The 18,664-nt window shown below is 63.4% G+C and carries 19 protein-coding genes; 11 read left to right on the forward strand and 8 right to left on the reverse strand.

Annotated elements, in window-relative coordinates; translation table 11 throughout:
- Window positions 1-9: 9 nt before the first annotated feature.
- A complete protein-coding gene (locus NKH38_RS00425) occupies window positions 10-801 on the forward strand; it encodes an extensin-like domain-containing protein (protein WP_023701608.1) in 792 nt (263 codons plus the stop codon).
- 20 nt (window positions 802-821) lie between these two features.
- Here NKH38_RS00425 and NKH38_RS00430 read toward each other — a convergent pair whose 3' ends face one another.
- On the reverse strand, window positions 822-1,541 hold the full coding sequence (locus NKH38_RS00430) for a gamma-glutamylcyclotransferase (protein WP_023705875.1): 720 nt from the start codon (window positions 1,539-1,541) through the stop codon (window positions 822-824).
- Between the two features lie 112 nt (window positions 1,542-1,653).
- Between NKH38_RS00430 and NKH38_RS00435 the strand changes: the two genes are divergently transcribed.
- Together NKH38_RS00435 and NKH38_RS00440 are read left to right on the forward strand one after the other, a co-directional pair.
- Window positions 1,654-2,361: an LssY C-terminal domain-containing protein gene (locus NKH38_RS00435; RefSeq protein WP_023711169.1), complete on the forward strand. Its 708-nt coding sequence runs from the start codon at window positions 1,654-1,656 to the stop codon at window positions 2,359-2,361.
- A gap of 70 nt (window positions 2,362-2,431) precedes the next feature.
- A complete protein-coding gene (locus NKH38_RS00440) occupies window positions 2,432-3,742 on the forward strand; it encodes a hemolysin family protein (protein ID WP_023683747.1) in 1,311 nt (436 codons plus the stop codon).
- Between the two features lie 28 nt (window positions 3,743-3,770).
- Here the strand turns inward: NKH38_RS00440 and NKH38_RS00445 are convergent, their stop codons facing one another.
- Complete coding sequence (locus tag NKH38_RS00445; RefSeq protein WP_352759258.1) at window positions 3,771-4,649, reverse strand: DMT family transporter; 879 nt, start codon at window positions 4,647-4,649, stop codon at window positions 3,771-3,773.
- 258 nt (window positions 4,650-4,907) lie between these two features.
- On the opposite strand from NKH38_RS00445, the gene NKH38_RS00450 reads away from it, so the two are divergent.
- On the forward strand, window positions 4,908-6,203 hold the full coding sequence (locus NKH38_RS00450) for a glucoamylase family protein (RefSeq protein ID WP_352758395.1): 1,296 nt from the start codon (window positions 4,908-4,910) through the stop codon (window positions 6,201-6,203).
- Between the two features lie 165 nt (window positions 6,204-6,368).
- On the opposite strand, the gene NKH38_RS00455 is transcribed toward NKH38_RS00450, so the two are convergent.
- Window positions 6,369-6,974 (reverse strand): NADPH-dependent FMN reductase, encoded by a 606-nt coding sequence (locus NKH38_RS00455; protein WP_023671992.1) that lies wholly within the window; start codon window positions 6,972-6,974, stop codon window positions 6,369-6,371.
- Between the two features lie 89 nt (window positions 6,975-7,063).
- Between NKH38_RS00455 and NKH38_RS00460 the strand changes: the two genes are divergently transcribed.
- Window positions 7,064-7,432 (forward strand): winged helix-turn-helix transcriptional regulator, encoded by a 369-nt coding sequence (locus NKH38_RS00460; RefSeq protein ID WP_023683744.1) that lies wholly within the window; start codon window positions 7,064-7,066, stop codon window positions 7,430-7,432.
- Window positions 7,433-7,930: 498 nt separating this feature from the next.
- Here the strand turns inward: NKH38_RS00460 and NKH38_RS00465 are convergent, their stop codons facing one another.
- A complete protein-coding gene (locus NKH38_RS00465; RefSeq protein WP_023671995.1) occupies window positions 7,931-8,326 on the reverse strand; it encodes an acyl-CoA thioesterase in 396 nt (131 codons plus the stop codon).
- Window positions 8,327-8,550: 224 nt separating this feature from the next.
- Between NKH38_RS00465 and NKH38_RS00470 the strand changes: the two genes are divergently transcribed.
- The 3 genes from NKH38_RS00470 to NKH38_RS00480 are packed head-to-tail and all read left to right on the forward strand — an operon-like array spanning window position 8,551 to window position 12,292.
- Window positions 8,551-10,167 (forward strand): GMC family oxidoreductase, encoded by a 1,617-nt coding sequence (locus NKH38_RS00470; RefSeq protein ID WP_352758398.1) that lies wholly within the window; start codon window positions 8,551-8,553, stop codon window positions 10,165-10,167.
- Window positions 10,164-11,378: a mandelate racemase/muconate lactonizing enzyme family protein gene (locus NKH38_RS00475; RefSeq protein ID WP_352758399.1), complete on the forward strand. Its 1,215-nt coding sequence runs from the start codon at window positions 10,164-10,166 to the stop codon at window positions 11,376-11,378. Before NKH38_RS00470 ends, NKH38_RS00475 begins: the two co-directional genes overlap by 4 nt.
- Window positions 11,375-12,292 carry an NAD(P)-dependent oxidoreductase gene (locus tag NKH38_RS00480; protein ID WP_352758400.1) on the forward strand — a complete coding sequence of 306 codons (918 nt, stop codon included), beginning with the start codon at window positions 11,375-11,377 and terminating at the stop codon, window positions 12,290-12,292. The genes NKH38_RS00475 and NKH38_RS00480 overlap by 4 nt, the downstream gene beginning before the upstream one ends.
- A 91-nt stretch (window positions 12,293-12,383) precedes the next feature.
- Here the strand turns inward: NKH38_RS00480 and NKH38_RS00485 are convergent, their stop codons facing one another.
- Complete coding sequence (locus NKH38_RS00485) at window positions 12,384-13,322, reverse strand: diacylglycerol/lipid kinase family protein (protein ID WP_352758401.1); 939 nt, start codon at window positions 13,320-13,322, stop codon at window positions 12,384-12,386.
- A 732-nt stretch (window positions 13,323-14,054) separates the two neighbouring features.
- On the opposite strand from NKH38_RS00485, the gene NKH38_RS00490 reads away from it, so the two are divergent.
- Window positions 14,055-14,240, forward strand: a complete 186-nt coding sequence (locus tag NKH38_RS00490; RefSeq protein ID WP_352758403.1) for a hypothetical protein — start codon at window positions 14,055-14,057, stop codon at window positions 14,238-14,240.
- Between the two features lie 100 nt (window positions 14,241-14,340).
- Here the strand turns inward: NKH38_RS00490 and NKH38_RS00495 are convergent, their stop codons facing one another.
- The gene (locus NKH38_RS00495; RefSeq protein WP_156941312.1) at window positions 14,341-14,973 is read right to left on the reverse strand and encodes a hypothetical protein; all 633 of its coding nucleotides are present in this window, start codon (window positions 14,971-14,973) and stop codon (window positions 14,341-14,343) included.
- A gap of 284 nt (window positions 14,974-15,257) precedes the next feature.
- Here NKH38_RS00495 and NKH38_RS00500 point away from each other — a divergent pair, with 284 nt between their 5' ends.
- Together NKH38_RS00500 and NKH38_RS00505 are read left to right on the forward strand one after the other, a co-directional pair.
- Window positions 15,258-15,773 carry a hypothetical protein gene (locus NKH38_RS00500; RefSeq protein WP_023728220.1) on the forward strand — a complete coding sequence of 172 codons (516 nt, stop codon included), beginning with the start codon at window positions 15,258-15,260 and terminating at the stop codon, window positions 15,771-15,773.
- Between the two features lie 101 nt (window positions 15,774-15,874).
- Complete coding sequence (locus NKH38_RS00505; protein ID WP_352758406.1) at window positions 15,875-16,369, forward strand: YegJ family protein; 495 nt, start codon at window positions 15,875-15,877, stop codon at window positions 16,367-16,369.
- A gap of 116 nt (window positions 16,370-16,485) precedes the next feature.
- On the opposite strand, the gene NKH38_RS00510 is transcribed toward NKH38_RS00505, so the two are convergent.
- Both NKH38_RS00510 and NKH38_RS00515 read right to left on the reverse strand, forming a co-directional pair.
- The gene (locus tag NKH38_RS00510; protein WP_023683735.1) at window positions 16,486-17,454 is read right to left on the reverse strand and encodes a DUF3137 domain-containing protein; all 969 of its coding nucleotides are present in this window, start codon (window positions 17,452-17,454) and stop codon (window positions 16,486-16,488) included.
- 46 nt (window positions 17,455-17,500) lie between these two features.
- Window positions 17,501-18,547, reverse strand: a complete 1,047-nt coding sequence (locus NKH38_RS00515) for a CapA family protein (RefSeq protein ID WP_031197561.1) — start codon at window positions 18,545-18,547, stop codon at window positions 17,501-17,503.
- Window positions 18,548-18,664: the final 117 nt, after the last annotated feature.

Genomic DNA, 18,664 nt, shown 5'->3' on the forward strand with positions numbered 1-18,664 from the left:
ATCCCGCCCATGGCCGCAATATTTCGCGCCGCGAAGGCAAAAAGCGCAGCGATACTGGCCACCGGTCTTGCGCTGGCCGCCGTTTCGGCTTGCAACACTGGCAGCGTGCTGTCGCTGCAGCCGGCCGTCGATGTCGGCTCGCAGACCGCGGCCGTGCCGCAATATGAAGGCATGCAGAAGCTCGTCCCGTCCAATCCCTATATGACTGCCGCCTATCCGCACATGGACGAGCCGATGTCGGAGTCGGAGCCGCAGCAGATGCCGGCCAGCGAAACCGATTGCCGTGGCGAACTGAAGCGCCTTCGCGTCGTCTACACCGATGTGCAGCCGATCCATGAGGGACAGTGCGGCATAGACTGGCCGGTCAAGGTCTCCGCCATCGGCGGCATCCAGATGAAGCCCGCCGCGACATTGACCTGCGACATGGCCGCAAGTTTCGCCGCCTGGACCAGCAACGAACTGGTTCCCTCCGCCCGCTGGCGCTATTTCTCGGGCGTCAAGACCATCCACCAGGGCTCAAGCTATTCCTGCCGCAACATCGCCGGCGAAGGTGTCCTGTCCGAGCACGGCAAGGGCAACGCCCTCGACGTCATGAGCATCGAGCTCAACAACGGCGACGACATCGACGTGCGCAAGCCCGGCCTGTTTGCCTTCCGCACCCGCGGCTTCCTCAACAATGTGCGTGCCGACGGCTGCCAGTATTTCACCACCGTGCTCGGTCCCGGCTACAATTACGATCACCGCAACCATTTCCATTTCGACATCAAGAACCGCAAAAGCGGCTACCGCGCCTGCCGCTAAGGCGTTTCACCGTTCAGAAATCAGTCGGGATTGGCGTTCCTGGTGGAAGCGATGATTTGCTGGGCCACCAGATCCTGGATGCGCCAAAGGTTCCTGTCGCGGATACCGCTCTCTTCCAACTTGCTGACGGTTCGGAACAGGTATTGAGCCGACGAGCCCCAATGCCCGGCAGCCCGCGCCAGCGTGTCGGCAACCTGCTCCAATGGCAGCCGGCCGGCATAGGCCCTGCCGTCTGGCGCGGCGACGAAAGCCAAGGCCCGCAACGGCCCATCCTTGGTCTTGACCTTGATCCAGCATGGCACGTTAGTCGGCGGATTGGCATCGATCTCGCGGCGCATCAACTGTCCAAGTTGCCCGACATGGTCTTCCGCGGGCAGCCGATAGACGATGCCGTTGCAGCTGCCGCCTCGATCGAGCGCCAGCATCAGCGCCGGCAAATCACGGGTTCCGCGCCAACGGGTCAGCGTCAGGCAGAACGAGCGGTGCCATCCTGGCGCCGTGGCCGGGCGCTGCTCGACATGGGCAAATTCGGGGTTCCAGATCAGCGACCCGTAGGCAAAGACCCATAGCGCTTCAGGCCGATGCTCCGACAGAAGTTGCTCGACAAGACTATCGAACTCCGCGTCTGTATGCTCGGTTGTTCCGGGCTCGGGACCCGGATCCGGTTCGACACGCTCGACCCTTGCGACAAGGTCCGCGGTCAATGCCATCGAGCTGCGACCCACCGGCTTCTTATCCATTCCTGCTCACCCCCCGCAAAAACGATGGCCGACGATAGAACGGCTGCTCGCCGCTGGCCATTGATTTCCAGGGTCCGTCAGGCACAGATACCGCACGGATCGAGCCGCTTTCATGAGCCGACGAAGCCTGCAACGACGCGCATTGACCTGGCTCGCCGCTCTTCTGGCGGTCTGGCTGGCCCTCGCCTATGTCGCTGCGCCGGAATTCTGGACGGTTCGCGACCGCGGCTTTCGCACGCAGACTTTCGAGATGGTGACACACACGCCGCAAGGCATTCCGGGCGACCCGATCAATATCGGCCTTGTCGGTACCGAAAAAGAGATGGTCCATGCCTTCGCCATGACCGGATGGGATACGGCCGATGGCGTGACGCTAAAGACCGCGATCGAAATCGGTGAGAGCGTGCTGTTCGACCATCCCTATCCTGACGCCCCGGTCAGCCGGCTGCTGTTCGAAGGCCGCGCCCAGGATCTCGCCTTCGAAAAGCCGGTCGGCGGGAGCGCCGACCGGCGCCATCATGTCCGCTTCTGGCGCAGCGATGCGACCGGCGACGACGGCCGAACGCTCTGGATGGGCTCGGCCAGCTTCGACCGCGGCGTTGGTCTCAGCCGCGATACCGGCGCCATCACCCACCATATCGCCCCTGACATCGACGCCGAGCGCGATCTCGTGATCCACGACCTGTCGGCGGCCGGCATGGTGACCTCGGCGAGCGACATCCCGGGCATCGGCGCCACCAGGACCGGACGCAACGGCGGCGGCGATCCCTATTTCACCGACGGCAAGGCTGTTGTCGGGGTGCTCAGGCAATTCCCCTGAACCACTGTCATTTTCCAAAAATCATCGCGGACTATTTTCCTGCGGCCCGCCGCAATGCTATTGAGCCCTGATGCTATACGTCGAAATCGCCACCGTGGTCGTCCTCATCTGTGTGAACGGCCTTCTGTCGATGTCCGAGCTCGCCATCGTGTCGTCGCGCCCGGCGCGGCTCAAGGCGATGATCGACCGCGGCGTCAATGGCGCCGGGCGTGCGCTGACGCTCGGCTCCAATCCCGGCAAATTCCTGTCGTCGGTGCAGATCGGCATCACTCTGGTCGGCGTGCTGTCGGGCGCCTTCTCCGGCGCCACGCTGGGCGACAGGCTTTCGGTGTACCTGGCCTCGACCGGCATGCGCGAAAACATCGCCGACCCGCTCGGCGTCGGGATCGTCGTCGCCATCATCACCTATTTCTCGCTGATCGTCGGCGAGCTGGTGCCCAAGCAGATCGCGCTGCGCGATCCCGAGCGCGTTGCCGCCCGCGCGGCGCCTGCAATGACCATCCTAGCCACCGTCTCGGCGCCGCTGGTGTTCCTGCTCGACATTTCCGGCCGCGCCATATTGTGGCTGCTTGGCCAGCGCGGCGAGAGCGAGGAGAAGGTCACCGACGAAGAGATCAAGATGCTGGTCGCCGAGGCCGAGCATCACGGCACCATCGAATCCGACGAGCGGCGCATGATCGCCGGCGTCATGCGGCTCGGCGATCGCGCCGTGCGCGCCGTGATGACGCCGCGCACCGAGGTCGACTGGATCAATTTGCAGTCCGATGAGGGCGCCATCCGCAAGCTCTTGATGGAGACCCAGCATTCGCGCCTCCCGGCCGGCGATGGCGGGGTCGACGTCATGGTTGGCGTTGTTCAGACGCGCGACGTGCTGGCCGCCCTGCTCGCCGGCCGCGCACTCGATCCGCGCAAGCATGTGCGCGCCGCCCCCATCGTCTACGACCAGGCCGACGCGCTGGATGTGCTGCAGAAGCTGAAGGAATCCGACGTGCCGATGGCGCTGGTGCATGACGAATACGGCCATTTCGAAGGGATCGTCACACCTGCCGACATTCTCGAGGCCATCACCGGCGTCTTCCGGGCCGATACCGACGCCGGCGACGAGGAAAACGCCGTCAAGCGCGAGGACGGCTCATGGCTGCTCGCGGGATACATGCAAGCCGACGAGATGGCTGACGTTCTCGGTATCGACCTGCCGGAAAATCGGGATTACGAGACCGTCGCCGGTTATGTGCTGTCGCACATGCACCATCTGCCGGCGACCGGCGAATGCGTCGACGCGCAAGGCTGGCGTTTCGAGGTCGTCGACCTCGACGGCCGCCGCATCGACAAGCTGATCGCCACCCGGCTGCCCAGCGGCCATCGCGAAGTGGTGCGTTGACGCTCTGCCGTCAAAGCGAATAGCGCGCTCAGACCGCGGCTTCGATCGGTTCGGCAAGCTTCGGATTGGAGCGCGAGGCGATCAGGCAACTGGCCACGATCAGGGCCGCTCCAGCCAGCGTGGTCCAGGTCGCCGCCTCGTCGAAGAACAGCCAGCCAAACACGATCGCCCAGATGAAGGCAGAATACTCCGTCGGGATCAGATATTGCGCTTCGGCCCGCGCGTAGGACCAGCTCATCAGGAACTGGCCGGAGAGCGACAGCGCCGTCACCCCGGCCAGCGGAAGCCAGAGATTGCCCGGCAGGGCAACCGCGAGCCAGGGAGCGGCGGGGAGAAGGACGGCGGCAACGCACAGGTTCTGGAACAGCATGATCTCGACTGGCTTGGCCACCAGCGCCTGCCGCCGCGAGAGGATCAGATTGTAGGCGTAGAACACCGTCGATGCGAGCACCGCCACCGTGCCAAGCAGGGCATCCCCGGTATAATTCCCTTGCCCGAACTGTCCGGCCATGATGATGACGACGCCGGCGATGCCCGCCAGCGACGCCCAGATCGCCTGGCGCTGTATGCGTTCGCCCAAAAGCAGCGCCGCCAGCAGGAGAGCGAACAGCGGCGCGACGAAACTAAGCCCGATCCCATCCGCCAGCGGCAATCTGGCAAGGCCCCAGAAGAACGACAGCAGAACGATGCCCACGACCACGGCGCGCAGCGAGTGTAGCCGCAGCACGGAAGGCGTGGGAAGGGAACGCGGCCCCGCCGCCCAGGCCGTGCCCGCGACCACGCTCGCAAGCATGCTTCGCCACAGCACCGTGTTGTAGACACCGACGGCGATCACCAGGATTTTCATCGCCGCATCCATGGCGGACAGAAGGAAGATCGCAAGTGCACAGACCAGCACCGGGGTCATGGGGGAAACGACGCCTGACAGGCTGGGTGACTTCACGGGGCATGCTCATGTGATGGATCGCAGCCGGATATATCAGGGGAGGACGGCCAGGCCAGATGGCAGGGCCGTGCATATGGCGGTCCAACCGATCTTCGCAGCCCCTCGATTTGAATTCGGTGCGTCGGCAGCGCCTTTCGCTACGGGCCCCAGCCTGCCCTCACCCATGATTGATCCGCTGGAAGAATGGCAAAAGCAGCCAAAGCCTCTATATCGATTGTCATGGATGCATCGAACGAACACGCGCTAAACGACGAGCTTCTCCAAGATATCCAGCGCCTGTCCTTTGAGTATTTTCTCAACGAGGCCAACCCTGCCAACGGCCTGGTCGCCGACCGCAACAAGCAGGCGTCGCCTGCCAGCATAGCCGCCGTCGGGCTCGCTTTGTCGTCCTATCCCGTCGGCGTCGAGCGCGGTTTCATGACGCGCGATGCCGCAATCGAGCGGACGCTCGCCACGCTTCGCTTCTTCTGGAACGCCCCGCACGGGCCGGAGCCCGATGCCACCGGCTACAAGGGTTTCTACTATCATTTCCTCGACATGAAGACCGGCCGCCGCGTCTGGAATTGCGAACTGTCCACGATCGATACCGCCCTTTTGCTTGCCGGTGTTCTGGCCGCCGGCGCTTATTTCGACGAGGACGATGAGCTCGAACTGGAAATCCGCCAGCTTGCCGATGCGCTCTACCGCCGTGCCGACTGGCGCTGGGCGCAGAACGGCGGCGCCACCGTCACCCATGGCTGGCGGCCTGGAAAAGGCTTTCTCCGCTACCGCTGGGAAGGATTTGACGAGGCGCTGATCCTGTACGTCCTGGGTCTCGGTTCGCCGACCCACTCGCTAACTCCCGAGAGCTACGCGGCCTGGCTGTCCACTTACAAATGGAAGACCATCTACGGCCGCGAGATGGTCTATGCCGGCCCGCTTTTCATCCACCAGTTCTCGCATATCTGGATCGATTTTCGCGACATCCGCGATGCCTTCATGCGCGATCACGACCGGGACTATTTCGAAAACAGCCGCCAGGCGACGTATCTGCAGCGCGATTACGCAATCCGCAATCCGAGGGGGTTCGCGGGCTATGGCGAGAATTGCTGGGGCGTCACCGCCAGCGACGGCCCAGGTCCGATCGCGCGGCGAGCCGATGGACGCCGCTTCTTCGGTTATCTCGCCCGCGGCGCACCGTTTGGCCCCGATGACGGCACGCTGTCGCCATGGGCGGCAATCGCCTCCTTGCCTTTTGCGCCGGAAATCGTGCTGCCGGCGCTGCGCCATTTCCACGAGATGGACCTGCGCGACGGCAACCCTTACGGCTTCACCGCGAGCTTCAACCCGACGATCGCTGCCGACGACGGTCGCGCCTGCGGTTGGGTATCGCCGGACCATGTCGGCATCAACCAGGGGCCGATCGCCCTGATGATCGAGAACTACCGGTCCGACTTCCTGTGGCGATTGATGCGCCGCGTGCCGGCCATCACCACAGGACTGCGCCGGGCCGGGTTTTCCGGCGGTTGGCTGTGACAGGCGGCGATCCTTCGCGCGGGATCGTCAAGGCATCAGCGCGACCTTGCCGGTCCGACTCCACCATCCGGCCAAGGGAGCCGAGAGCGCCTCTTCACGTGAATGAAAAAGGGCGGCGCAAACGCCGCCCTTTGGAAAAATCATCGATCCTTGGGAGGATAAGGCTCAGGCCGCCTGGGCTTCGCCGGCAATCGCGTCGGCCTGACGCGCTGCCTTGAGCACGCGGGCCCACCAGGCAACATCGTTGACCAGCGCCGTGGCAGCCTGGTTCAGATGCTCGATCTCCTCGAGCTTCTTCTCGCCCTGGCGCACCGCCAGGAAATCGCTCCAGGCAATGTGAACGGCGGATTTGACCGGCGCCATCTGCAATTCGACCGCGGCAAGACGCAAATGTTCGACAGCGCGCGAGCCGCCGACGCTGCCATAGCCGACGAAACCGGCCGGCTTCTTGTTCCATTCATTGGCGGCGTAATCGATGGCGTTCTTCAGCACGGCCGTCGGGCCATGATTGTATTCGGCGGCGGTGAAGATGAAGCCGTCGAATTCGGCGACCTTCTTTTGCCAGCGCTGGGCAACTTCGTTCTGCGACGGCGCCCAGGCGGACGAGGCGACCTCGTCGAAAAAGGGCAGCGGCCAGTCGCGCAGGTCGACGGTCTCGACGTCGATGTCGGCATGAGATTTCGCGATCTTGGCGATCCACTGGGCGGGCACATCGGCGAAACGCGCGGCGCGTGTCGAACCGACGACGATGGCGATTTTGGGCTTGGACATGGGGCTCTCCATATATGCAAAAGCTGGTATCGTTTGGATACCGGCGCCATATGAGATACTGACAAATGGCAGCGCAAGGAGGCACCGTTATGTTACTGAGGCACCCGCACAACACCGAAGACTGCCGCGCCGTCTCGGAAATCCTGCAGCGCGTCGGCGACAAATGGACCGTTCTGGTCGTCGGCAAGCTGGGCGGCGGACCGCTGCGTTTCAATGAGTTGCGCGCCGCTGTCGGCGGCATTTCGCAGAAGATGCTGACCACCACCTTGCGCGGTCTTGAGCGCGACGGCTTCGTCACCCGAACCGTGTTCCCGACCATCCCGCCACGCGTCGACTATGAGCTGACGGAGCTCGGCCATGAGCTGCTGGTGCCGGTCGGCGCGCTCGGCGAATGGGCGCGGAAAAACACCTCGCGGGTCCAGGCGGCGCGTGAAAGATTCGATGGCGTGCACGCCTGAAAACCGTTGCCCAGCAATAGTTTACGGATTTTGCCGTCGACGACCCGTACCCGGGTTTAACTGGATCCGCCCTTGCATCGTTGGTCACGCCATCGACATAGCTGCAGCGTTTCGTTCGCCGGCGCATCATCATTTTGAGGCTGACGAGGTCTTCCGCTGACGGGCCCTCAGGCCTTTGACGCAGGGTTGCTGCAACACACTGCGCCGCACGTCTCTACCCTTGCAGACCGCTGGGCAGTCCGCTCGTTGCCAACGGTCCGGTCTTGCGTGCAGGCAACGCTTGGAAGCTCTTTCCTGATCTCGGTATAAGCGGTCGTGCCAAGCAGGCAGATCACCGCGACGAGGGCCGCCACGAGCCAGCCGTTCAGCATGTGTTGACGCATTGTCTTCCCTCCGCCGCCCGCAGAATCGGATGTGAAGGCAACCATTGGATGTCGCGCAGCGCATCGCCCGCGCGGGGGATGTTACATAAGCGCAAGCTTGGCAGAATCGACGATGTCAACTTTCGGTTGGAATCGGCTTCGGCTTGCCGTCGCTATCCAGCGCCACCATGACGAAATCGGCGTGGGTGACCTTCTCCATCAGGTCGGAAAGGTAGCGTTGCGCCCAGGCCTCGACCTTGAGCGTCATGGAGGTGCGGCCGACGCGCTCGACATGGGTGTAGATGCACAGCGTGTCGCCGATCTTCATCGCCTTGGCGAAGGACATTTCCTTGACAGCCGCCGTCACCACGCGACCCTTGGCCCGCTCGGCCGCACGGATGCCGCAGGCAAGATCCATCTGCGCCATCACCCAACCGCCAAAGATGTCGCCGGCCGCATTTGCATCGGCCGGCATGGCGAGCGTACGCAAGGTCAGATCGCCGATCGGCCGTCCGTCCGCGTAATGCACCATCTGCCGGATCCCCTGAAACGATTGCCCTCGATCCCCTAGCGTCATGGACCCAAGAGGTCAACGCGACGGGCGAGGCTCCCGGCGCAATGTCGGTTCCATGGCAGCTTTTCCGGCCAGGCGTCTCACGGTCGCATTTTTCACAACGCATGCCGGAAGGCACCGCGACTTCGGAAGCCTGCCGCGGATAGGCTGCAGCCAGTTTTGCGGAGCCGCCAACACCAATCATGCAGACCTATGACTTCATCATCGTCGGCTCCGGCTCAGCCGGCTCGGTTCTCGCCGACAGGCTGTCGGCTTCCGGCCGTTACTCCGTGCTGGTGCTGGAAGCCGGCGGCAGCGACCGCCGCTTCTATGTCCAGATGCCGCTTGGCTACGGCAAGACTTTCTTCGACCCCGCGGTCAACTGGAACTACAAGCCCGAGCCGGACCCCGGCCTTGCCGGCAATGTCGACCATTGGCCGCGCGGCAAGCTGCTTGGCGGCTCAAGCTCGATCAACGCCATGGTCTGGATCCGAGGCGCGCGCGAGGATTTTGATGACTGGCGCGATGCCGGCAATCCCGGTTGGGGTTATGACGATCTGTTGCCGGGCTTCAAGGCGCTTGAGGACAATGAGGCCGGCGCCGATAGATGGCGCGGCACCGGCGGGCCGCTGCATATCACCGACACCACGAACGCCGTCCATCCGCTGACCAGGCGCTACCTCGCCGCCGGCCAGCAAGCCGGGCTGCCGCTCAACCCCGACTTCAACGGTGCCGCCCAGGAAGGCGTCGGCACCTACCAGATCTCCACCAAAAACGGCCGCCGCATGTCGGCCGCGCGCGCCTTCCTGCGCCCCGCGATGAAGCGCAAAAACGTCCGCGTCGAGACGAATGCGCTGGCGAGCAGGATCCTGTTCGAGGGCAAGCGAGCCGTCGGCATCGAATATCTGCAGAACGGCGAGACCAAGACGGCGCGGGCCGGCCGCGAAGTCATCCTGTCCGCCGGCTCGATCAACTCGCCGCAGCTCTTGCAACTGTCCGGCGTCGGCCCCTCGTCACTGCTCAAGGGGCTTGGCATCCCGGTCGTCCACGCCAACGAAAATGTCGGCGCGCATCTGCAGGACCATGTCGGCATCAACTATACCTTCAAGGGAAACGTGCCGACGCTCAACCAAATCCTGCGGCCCTGGTGGGGCAAGCTGCTGGTCGGCATGCAGTACATCCTCACCCGCTCCGGCCCGCTGTCGCTGTCGATGAACCATGGCGGCGGCTTCTTCCGAACCGACCCGGCGTTTTCGCGCCCCAACATGCAGCTTTATTTCCAGGCTTTCTCGACCGTCATTCCGAAGAGCGGCGAGCGGCCGATCCTGACGCCAGATCCGTGGCCGGGCTTTTCCATCGGCCTCTCCAACTGCCGCCCGTCCAGCCGCGGCGAGATCATGATCCGCTCCAGCAATCCGCTGGACTATCCCAGGATCGTCGCCAACGCCTATTCCACCAACGCCGATGTCGACGAGATGCTGGCGGCGGTGAAATTCGTGCGCAAGATAGCCTCGATGCCCGCCATGGCCGAGATCATCGCTGAGGAGGTTTTGCCGGGCCCATCGATCCAATCGGATGCCGACCTGATCCAGGATTTCAGGAAGCGCTCGGGCACCGTCTATCACCCGGTCTCGACCTGCCGCATGGGGCCGGACGCCGGGGCCGCCGTCGTCGACCCGCGCCTGAAAGTGCACGGGCTCGAAGGTCTGCGCGTAATCGACGCCTCGATCTTTCCCGCCAACATCACCGGCAACACCAACGCCGCCTCGGTCATGACCGGATGGAAGGGCGCCGAACTGGTTCTGGAGGACCAAAAATGAAGATCACCGACGTCAAGACCTGGGTAGTCGGCAACCCGCCGCCCGGCATCGGCGGCAAGTATTTCATCTTCGTCAAGCTGACCACCGATGGCGGCGTCGTCGGTTACGGCGAGGCCTACAACGCCACCTTCTCGGCTCACATAACAGCGAAGCTGGTCGAGGACATGGCCGAGCGTTACCTGATCGGCCACGATCCGCATGACATCGAGACCTTCTTCCGCCGCGCCTATTCCTCAGGATTTACCCAGCGCCCCGACGTTACCGGCATGGGCTGTTTCTCGGCGCTGGAAATGGCCTGCTGGGACATTGTCGGCAAGGAAGCCGACAAGCCGGTCTACAAACTGCTCGGCGGTCAGGTGCACGAGACGCTGCGCTCCTACACCTATCTCTATCCGCACACCGGCAGCGTCCATTCGGAGGACGCGCCGGACGGCCGGAACGTCTACAATGACCCCGAATTGGCGGCCGCCTGCGCGCTCGAATATGTCGAGCAGGGGTTCAACGCCGTCAAGCTCGACCCGGCAGGCCCCTACACCGCCTTCGACGGCCACCAGCCGCGCCTGATCGACATCGATGTCTCCACCCGCATGGTCAAGGCGATCCGCGAAGCCGTCGGCACCCGCGCCGATATTCTGTTCGGCACGCATGGCCAGTTCACCGCGTCGGGTGCGCTGCGCATGGCACGAGCCATCGAGCCCTACGATCCCTTGTGGTTCGAAGAGCCGGTCCCGCCGGACATGCCCGAAGTGATGGCGCAGGTCGCCCGCGGCACCTCGATCCCGATCGCCACCGGCGAGCGGTTGACCACGAAGTTCGAATTCGCTCGCGTGATCGAGAACCGCGCCGCCACCATCCTGCAACCGGACCTTGGCCGCTCAGGCGGCATTCTCGAAACCAAGAAGATCGCCGCCATGGCCGAGGCCTACCACATCCAGATCGCGCCGCACTGCTATTGCGGGCCGATCGTTGGCGCCGCCAACATCCAGCTGGCGGTGACGCTGCCCAATTTCCTCATCCTGGAATCGCTGAAGCAGTGGGACGGTTTCCACGCCACGCTCTTGAAGAAGAAGATCGAGTGGCAGGACGGCAATGTCATTCCGTCGAAGGAGCCCGGCCTCGGCGTCGAGCTCAACGAGGCGGTCTGCGAGGCGCATCCCTACACCGGCAAGGACCTGCATTTGCAGATGATGCAAATGCCGCTGATGCCGTGAGCGAACGCTACGCCTTCATCGGCCTTGGCCATCTCGGCGGTAACCTTGCCGCCAGCCTGCTCCGCAGCGGTTTTGTCGCCATCGTCTTCGACCGCGACCCTGTCGCCGTCGAGCGCATCGTGGCGCTCGGCGCCATCGCAGCGAACAGCCCGGCTGAAGCGGCAGCGCTAGCCGGCAACGCCATCACATGCCTGCCCTCGCCCAAGGTCAGTGAAGCGGTGCTGGCTGGTCCCGGTGGACTGCTGGAAGGATTGCCCAAGGGCGGCACATGGATCGAGATGTCGACGAATGGCCGCGACGAGATTCTGCGCCTCGCCGCCCTCGCCTCGTCCAAGGGCGTCGAAACGCTTGAGTGCCCGGTCACCGGCGGCGTGCATCTGGCCGCGGTCGGAAAGATCACCGCGCTTGTCGGCGGCGATGCTGCGCTTTACGAGCGCCATCGTCCGGCCATCGAAGCGATGTGCGCAAAGTCGTTCCTGATGGGTCCGGTCGGCTCGGCGGCGGTGATCAAGGTGATCACCAACATGCTGGCCTTCATCCATCTCGTCGCCGCCGGCGAGGCGCTGATGTTGGCCAAGCAAGGCGGCCTCGACCTCGCGCAATCCTACCACGCCATCGTCGCCTCCTCCGGCAACAGCTTCGTCCATGAGACCGAAAGCCAGCTCATCCTCAACGGCTCCTACGACATTGGCTTCACCATGGACCTGGCACTGAAGGACCTCGGCTTTGCGCTTGCGATGGGCAGGGAGTTCAGACTGCCACTCCAACTGGCGCCGCTTGTGAGTGAGATTTTCCTGATGGGCAAACAGGAATATGGCGGCGGCGCCTGGTCGACCCAGATCGTCAAACTGCTCGAGGATGCCGTCGACATGGATCTGCGCGCGCCCGGTTTCCCAGCCAAGCTGGAAAGCTAAGCCGGGTAGATATGTCCTGCGATTCAGGCCCTTGGCCGGTTCGCCGGAATCGCCGCTCAAACCACCTGAATCAATCCCTCAACGCCTTGATTCAATATCTCAGCGTCAGCGCTCCGGGCAGGATCTCAAACGTCGCGGGTATACGCCCCGGCGACTCGCCATCTATGTCGACCAGCGCGCCGTTTTTCTCGACATCGCCGAGCGGCTCGACCACCACTTTGCGGCCGCGCAGGATGGTGATGGCGGGATGGTTACGATGCCGTCCGTCATAGAGCAGGCGGATGTCCCAGATCAGCTTGAGCTTGCCGGCCGCGCGCAGGACGACGATGTCGAACTGGCCGTCGGCGAGTTCGGCGTCCGGGGCGATCATCATGCCGCCGCCGAAGAACTTTCCGTTGGCGACCGCCACCAGCGCCATGCGCGCCTCGACCGGCGTGCCGTCATCGACGGTGATCCTGACGTCCTGGAAGCGGTAGCGGATGAACTCGACCACGGTGCGCCAGAAAAACAGCGCCTTGGCCGACATCCTGCCCTTGCGCTTGTCGGCATTGACCGCACGGTCCGTGGCGCCGGACAGGCCGAGGCTGGCGATATTGATGAAGTGCCGGCTGGCCAGCGCGCCATGGTCGTCGATGTAGCAGATGCGCCCGGCATCGACCTTGCGCGCCTTGGCTTCGGCGATCCGCTTCAACGCCGCATCCACCTCTTTCGGCAGGCCAAGTCCGCGCGCGAAATCGATGCCGGTGCCGCAAGGCAGCAAGCCAAGTTCGGTTGTCCGGCCGCTCTCATCGAAAGCCTGCAGCAATCCGTCGGCCACTTCGCTGGCGGTGCCGTCGCCGCCGGCCGCGATCACCAGCCAGAAGCCGCTTGCCGCGAGGTCGAGCGCCAGCCGTTCGGCGTCGCCTTCGGCCTGCGTCTCGCGCAGCTCGAATTCGCCGAAATGCTTTTTCAGCGAAGCAGCCACCTCCGGCCAATGCCGTTTCAGTCGGCCGCCGCCGGCAATCGGATTGAGCACCACCCCGACTTTCAATACGCACCCTCCCCGCACCGAGCTGATAGGCTCGATGCTTTGCCGGCATTGAAGCCCGAGCCAGCGGGCGGAGCAAGGGGCGCAGCCGGTTCAAGTGTCGAAAAGCGGGGAAGGCTGTCTAAAACAGCAGTCGCAAAGATTCCGAGGTTCGTGGAAAACGATCCCCGATAATCCCGTTATCCACAGGCTCACGCCCATTCCCCAAATCCGTTACCCGGCGTAAGTTTAACCCATCTCAGGCGGCTGCCGATCGCCGCGCCGAAAGGCAAAGCGAAAAGGCGGATTTCCTGAGGCCCGTACGGCCCGAAGCGAGAGCAGGCTTGCTTGTTCGAGGGACGGATGCCGAGACCTACGGGGCCGCGGAAAGCGTGCGAACGCCAACGGCGGACCGATGCTGCCATGAAGGACGGCGAAAACCTTCGATGGCGCGCTGAGCGAAGCTCGCAAGGGTGGAGAACGGCGTGGTCTGGAACGGGCACTGCCCTCGGGCGGTGACTGGCAGGACCGTCAAAATCAAGGCCGGCATGGCGCGACGACTTCACGGAAGTTGCTGCCGCGACCGTGTCCTGATCTGACAGGGAGGCGCTGGGAGAAATCCCGGCGCCGACTGTCTTTTGGGCCAAGGGTCCGGTCGGCGAAGCGACGCGTGAAGATGCCGATACTTCGCTGGAGCGCGATTTCGGCGCTGACGGCACCATCTTCATCACCAGGCGCGGTCAGCAATTCACCGACATGATCCCGCGCCTGATCGACAGAGGCGTGTCCTTCGTCGAGATCGGTGGCAATGACGCGATCATGCTCACCGTGCTTTCGGCGGCGGACTTCGCTCCGCCCGAAGGCTCCCGCACGCTGTTCAGCCAACCGGTTCCGATCGATCCGGCCACCCGTCGCACCGGGCTGATCGTCGCCGTGCGCTAACCGCACATCGTGCTGCCGGCGCTGTTCGAAGCAGGCGCGAGGCTGGAATACGTCTACGACTGAAGACGCGCCCTGCACGCGGCCTGCCCGGCGGGCCAAGCTACTTCTTCGGGCCGATGCCCGGGATCAAATTGAGGCCAGCGTTTATATATTCCGGCCGTATGGCGCCGCTGATGAGCGTGAAGGTGGCGAGCATGATGCTAGCCAGCGCACCGTCATGCCATGGCCTGAGGGCCAGCGCGTTGACGGCATAGGCCCAGAATGGGAAGGCGAGCATCGACATGACGATGTTGGCTCCCGGAGCCTCCGCATTGTCGGCTGAATCGCTGACCGATTTCAGATACACCGGCGTCATCGCCAGCGCGACGATCAACATGATCCATGAAATGGTCCAGACGCTGATACCGGCCATTTCAATCTTATAGATGGCTGCCTGCACCTTACCCGGAATGTCCCCTGGATTGCCTTTGGTCTCTTCCGCCACCGCATCGGTCAACGCCTTGGCAACCGGCTGCTCAGTGGCATTGACCAGGATGGAATTGACGAAGATGAAAAATGCCACGACTTCGGCAGGCACGTACTTCGCAACCCGGTCGAGATAGCCGTCGCCGCCTTTCGATCCTTGATCTTCTTGGTTGTCATCGTCGACGCCGAGCGGAGCATCGCCTGGAATGCCCTCGAGCGTTGAATCCCTTTTTGGCACAGGCTCGGCGGACCGGACAATTCTTCCCATGACTAACCCCTCCTATATTGTTGTATCGCCCGTGAGTATCGTAGTAGAAAACTGGGCCAAGATACAGTTGTCGCGGCCATAGCCGACAAGATTTATTCAGGCTTCTTCCTGCAAATGCATCACGCTCCCGCCCTATCTGCTACCGGGTGTCTCGAAATCCACCTATAGTGAGCCGTACCCGAAAACGCATCCCCCGGCTCATCGCGTGATCGCGGCCAAAATCCCGCCTTGTTCGCGCGCGATGGAAGGACTGGCTGCCGGGGGGCAATCCGAAGGACAAGACCGTGATCAAGACCGCCCTTGTCGCCATGACCATTGTCGGCTGCGACTGCGACGCCAAGCTTTGCGAATATATCGGCGAGACGCCAGCGAAGTGGGCGACCATCGCCGACTGCGAAGCGGCGATGAAAAGCCAGATGCTGCACCAGAAGAACTTCGACTATCCGCTGGTCTCTGGCATATGCCGCAGCAAGGGGTCGGCGTCTTCTTCGCAACTGGCGGCGGCCGCATCCCGCCCGGAACTGAAGCCGGCCAGCCGGAATGTCCAAACCCCGTTGCCGCCGGAACTGAGCCATCGGCCGAGCGTTCCCGTCGGCTCCCCGACGACGGCCATGGAGGCAGCAGCGGTACGGCCCGTCGCCTACGAGCAAGTGGTCGATGGCGGAACAGGCGTGCTCTACCGCACCAGGAACGGCTACGCCGTGGTCAAGACAGATCTCAGCCGCGTCGCGTCGGCAACGGTCGGCATTGCCAAGCGGTCCGCGAACTGGCTGGCAGGGCTGGTGCCGAGCGGGTTGTGAGCGGCCTGCCGTTCGGACCATACCACGCTGTCGCACTGCCGTTGAAAACTCCAGATAGATGCATGATGGTGTCAGGCATCGACACGCAGGAGCGCCATTTCATGAAGCATGCAGTTCGAACCGTGCTGTCCCTGGTGCTGGCCTTGGCGCCGATTCCGGCCGGTGCGCAGGATTCCGGCCAGGGCGGCGACAAGGTTGTAGGCGTCGCCAGGGACGATCCGGACATGGCGGCGGCCATTGCGCAGGCGCGCGCCAGCCTCGATGAATTCCTGTCCTTGTCGGATGCGCCGCCAGCCGGGACAACCAGCTACAAATTGAAAGTCGAGGTCAGGGACGGAGACGCCTCGGAGCATTTCTGGATCATCCCCTTCCACAAGACCGCGACCGGCTTTGCAGGAACATTGGCCAATGAGCCGCAAGCGGTGCACAATGTCGTGGCCGGCCAGGAACTCGAAATCAACCGGGACGATATTTCCGACTGGGGCTACACCAAAAACGGTCGCCAGGTCGGCAGCTTCACCGTCTGCGTGATGTTCAAGACGATGGCGCAAGAAGACGTCGAATATTATCGCCAGAACTACGGCTTCGCCTGCTGACGCGCGGCAGCCTGGCTAATGCATGCGCCCAAACAGGACCGCCGTTTTGGGGCAACGATATGCATGAAAACAAGACCTGAAGCGCGTCGCATGAATTCGTTTCCACGCGCGGCGCTTTAGGCCTCGCCATCCGTCGCGCCGATCTTGCGCACCAGCGCCGCCGTCGCCAAGATCGCGCCCATATCGGCGATCATCGGCGCGATGTGCTTGGTGTAATCGAGCGGCACGGAAATGGCGGGCAGTTCGAAGAAATTCTTCGGCTGCGGCAAGAGCAGGAAGCCATCGCTGCCATTAAGTGCCACCCGCGCCGGATCATCGCGCCATGTCTCGTGCAGCCATTTCAGCGCCTGCGCCAACCGGCCGCTCACCAGCGGCTGCGCGGCGGCGACATTGTCGGTGCGAAATTCGTAGTCGCCGTCGAGCAGCGGATCGCCGCTGGACAGTTCCTGCATCTTGCCGGCGAAGATGCCGCGGAAGAAACCGACCACCGCGTTGCTGCGGCGCGTCGCAACCAATATGCCGGGGAACGGCGCGATCGTCTCGAACGCAACGATGACGCCCTTGAAGACCGTCGACGAGCCTTTGCCCGAACCTTGGCGCAACTCCGCCTCGTAGAGCTCGAACGGAAAATCCTCGTAGCGGCCTGACACGATGTCGTCGAAGCTCTGCCGGTTGAAGGCGCCGACCACGGCGCGCGGCAGCCGGTCGAAGGAATTCGGCGTCACGCTGTGCTGATAGCGCACATCCCTGATGAAGCCGAAGATGATCGGCAGCAGCGTGTCACGGAACGATTGCTGCAGCCGCGTCGCCGGCCTGATCGCCAGGAAGTACAGCAGCAGCGCCGCGAAGAAACCGCCGACATAGAGGAACACATGCGGCGTCGAGAACCATTGCTCGTTCAAGTCGGCGACCTTGTTGAACAGCCAGGCCACCAGCACGACAAAAACCAGCAGCAGCCCCAGAAACACCGGCACCCGCCAGCGCACCTGGCGGTAGGCCGAAGCCCGTCCAGCCTCATAGATCTCGATATTCTTCCTGATGCCGGCGACCACCGCTTCATCAGGCATGAACTCAGCTGCTTCCATCGCCCCCTCGCAAAGTCCTATTATGCCTATGATAACGGGAAAGTTGTCAGTCGCCAAAGATCGCCTTCAGCCTGGCCTGGACCTTGCCCTTCACCCGGCCAGTCAGCGCCTCGACCGGAACCAGCCGCTCATGCCCGCCTGCGCGCAGCCGCATGAAGGGATGCATCCGGTACCCGGCGATCGCACCGCGCATGCCGAGATCTGCGCTGACATCGACGACGAAAATGCCGGCGATGCGGCCGGGCCAGGGCTGCCGCGCCAGCGCCGTGCCGAGGAAGTCGCCAAGCCCGTAAGCCACGAGCGTCTTGCCGACCCATTGCACCGGCTGCACGACATGGGCGTGGTGCCCGGCAATCAGCCCCACGCCGTGACCGGCCAGCAACCTCGCCAGCATTTGCGTTTGCGGCTGCGGAAAATGCCGGAACTCCCAGTCCCAGTGCGGCACCGCACAGGTGAGATCGATGTTCTTGTCGGCCGCGCCTCTCGGCCATGCCGCCGGATCGCCTTGCATCGAGACAAGCTCGGTGAATGGCCCGGCGTCACCATTGCGCCACAGTGTGAAGGCGGCAAAGCCGATCGTCAGCGGCCCGGCCTTGACCTGCTCGACCGGTCCTTTTTTCGCGGTGCCGATGGTGCGGATTCCAAGCCGCTTCAACGCCGCAACGGTCTCGTCGAAACCGGCGACGCCCTGGTCGAGCACATGGTTGTTGGCCAGCGACAGCACGAGCTTTTCACGCGCGATGCCTACGGCGGCAAGCGCCGCGGCAAGAAACCGCTCGCTCATCGCATGGTGAGTGCCAAGCCGCGTGCCAAACGCCACGCTCGGCCGCTCGACGACCGGACTTTCGCAATTGCCGATCACCAGATCGGCTGAGCCCAAGAGCTTTGCGATCGCCGGATCGCACTCCGGCGCACTATGGTTGGCCACCGCCGAAATATCGCCGACAAAGGCCAGCCGCACCTTCCGCCCTGGCGGTGGATCAATGAGTGTCGTCGCCGCGATGGGCGCAAAATCCCTGACATCGCCGCCAAGCGACGGCTTCAGGAAGCGCGGCAGCCATGACAGTTTGTAGGAAAGCGGATAGTTCGACACGCGACGCCCAATCGTTTGCCCAATCGGTTAGCTTGTGTAGACGGTCTGCCCGGGGAGTGTCGACCGTCAGTCCTTGAAACACTGCCGCCGGCAGACACGGCGCCAAATGCGTGTAAT

This window comes from Mesorhizobium sp. M1078 (assembly GCF_040318615.1).
In the GTDB taxonomy this organism is placed as follows: domain Bacteria; phylum Pseudomonadota; class Alphaproteobacteria; order Rhizobiales; family Rhizobiaceae; genus Mesorhizobium.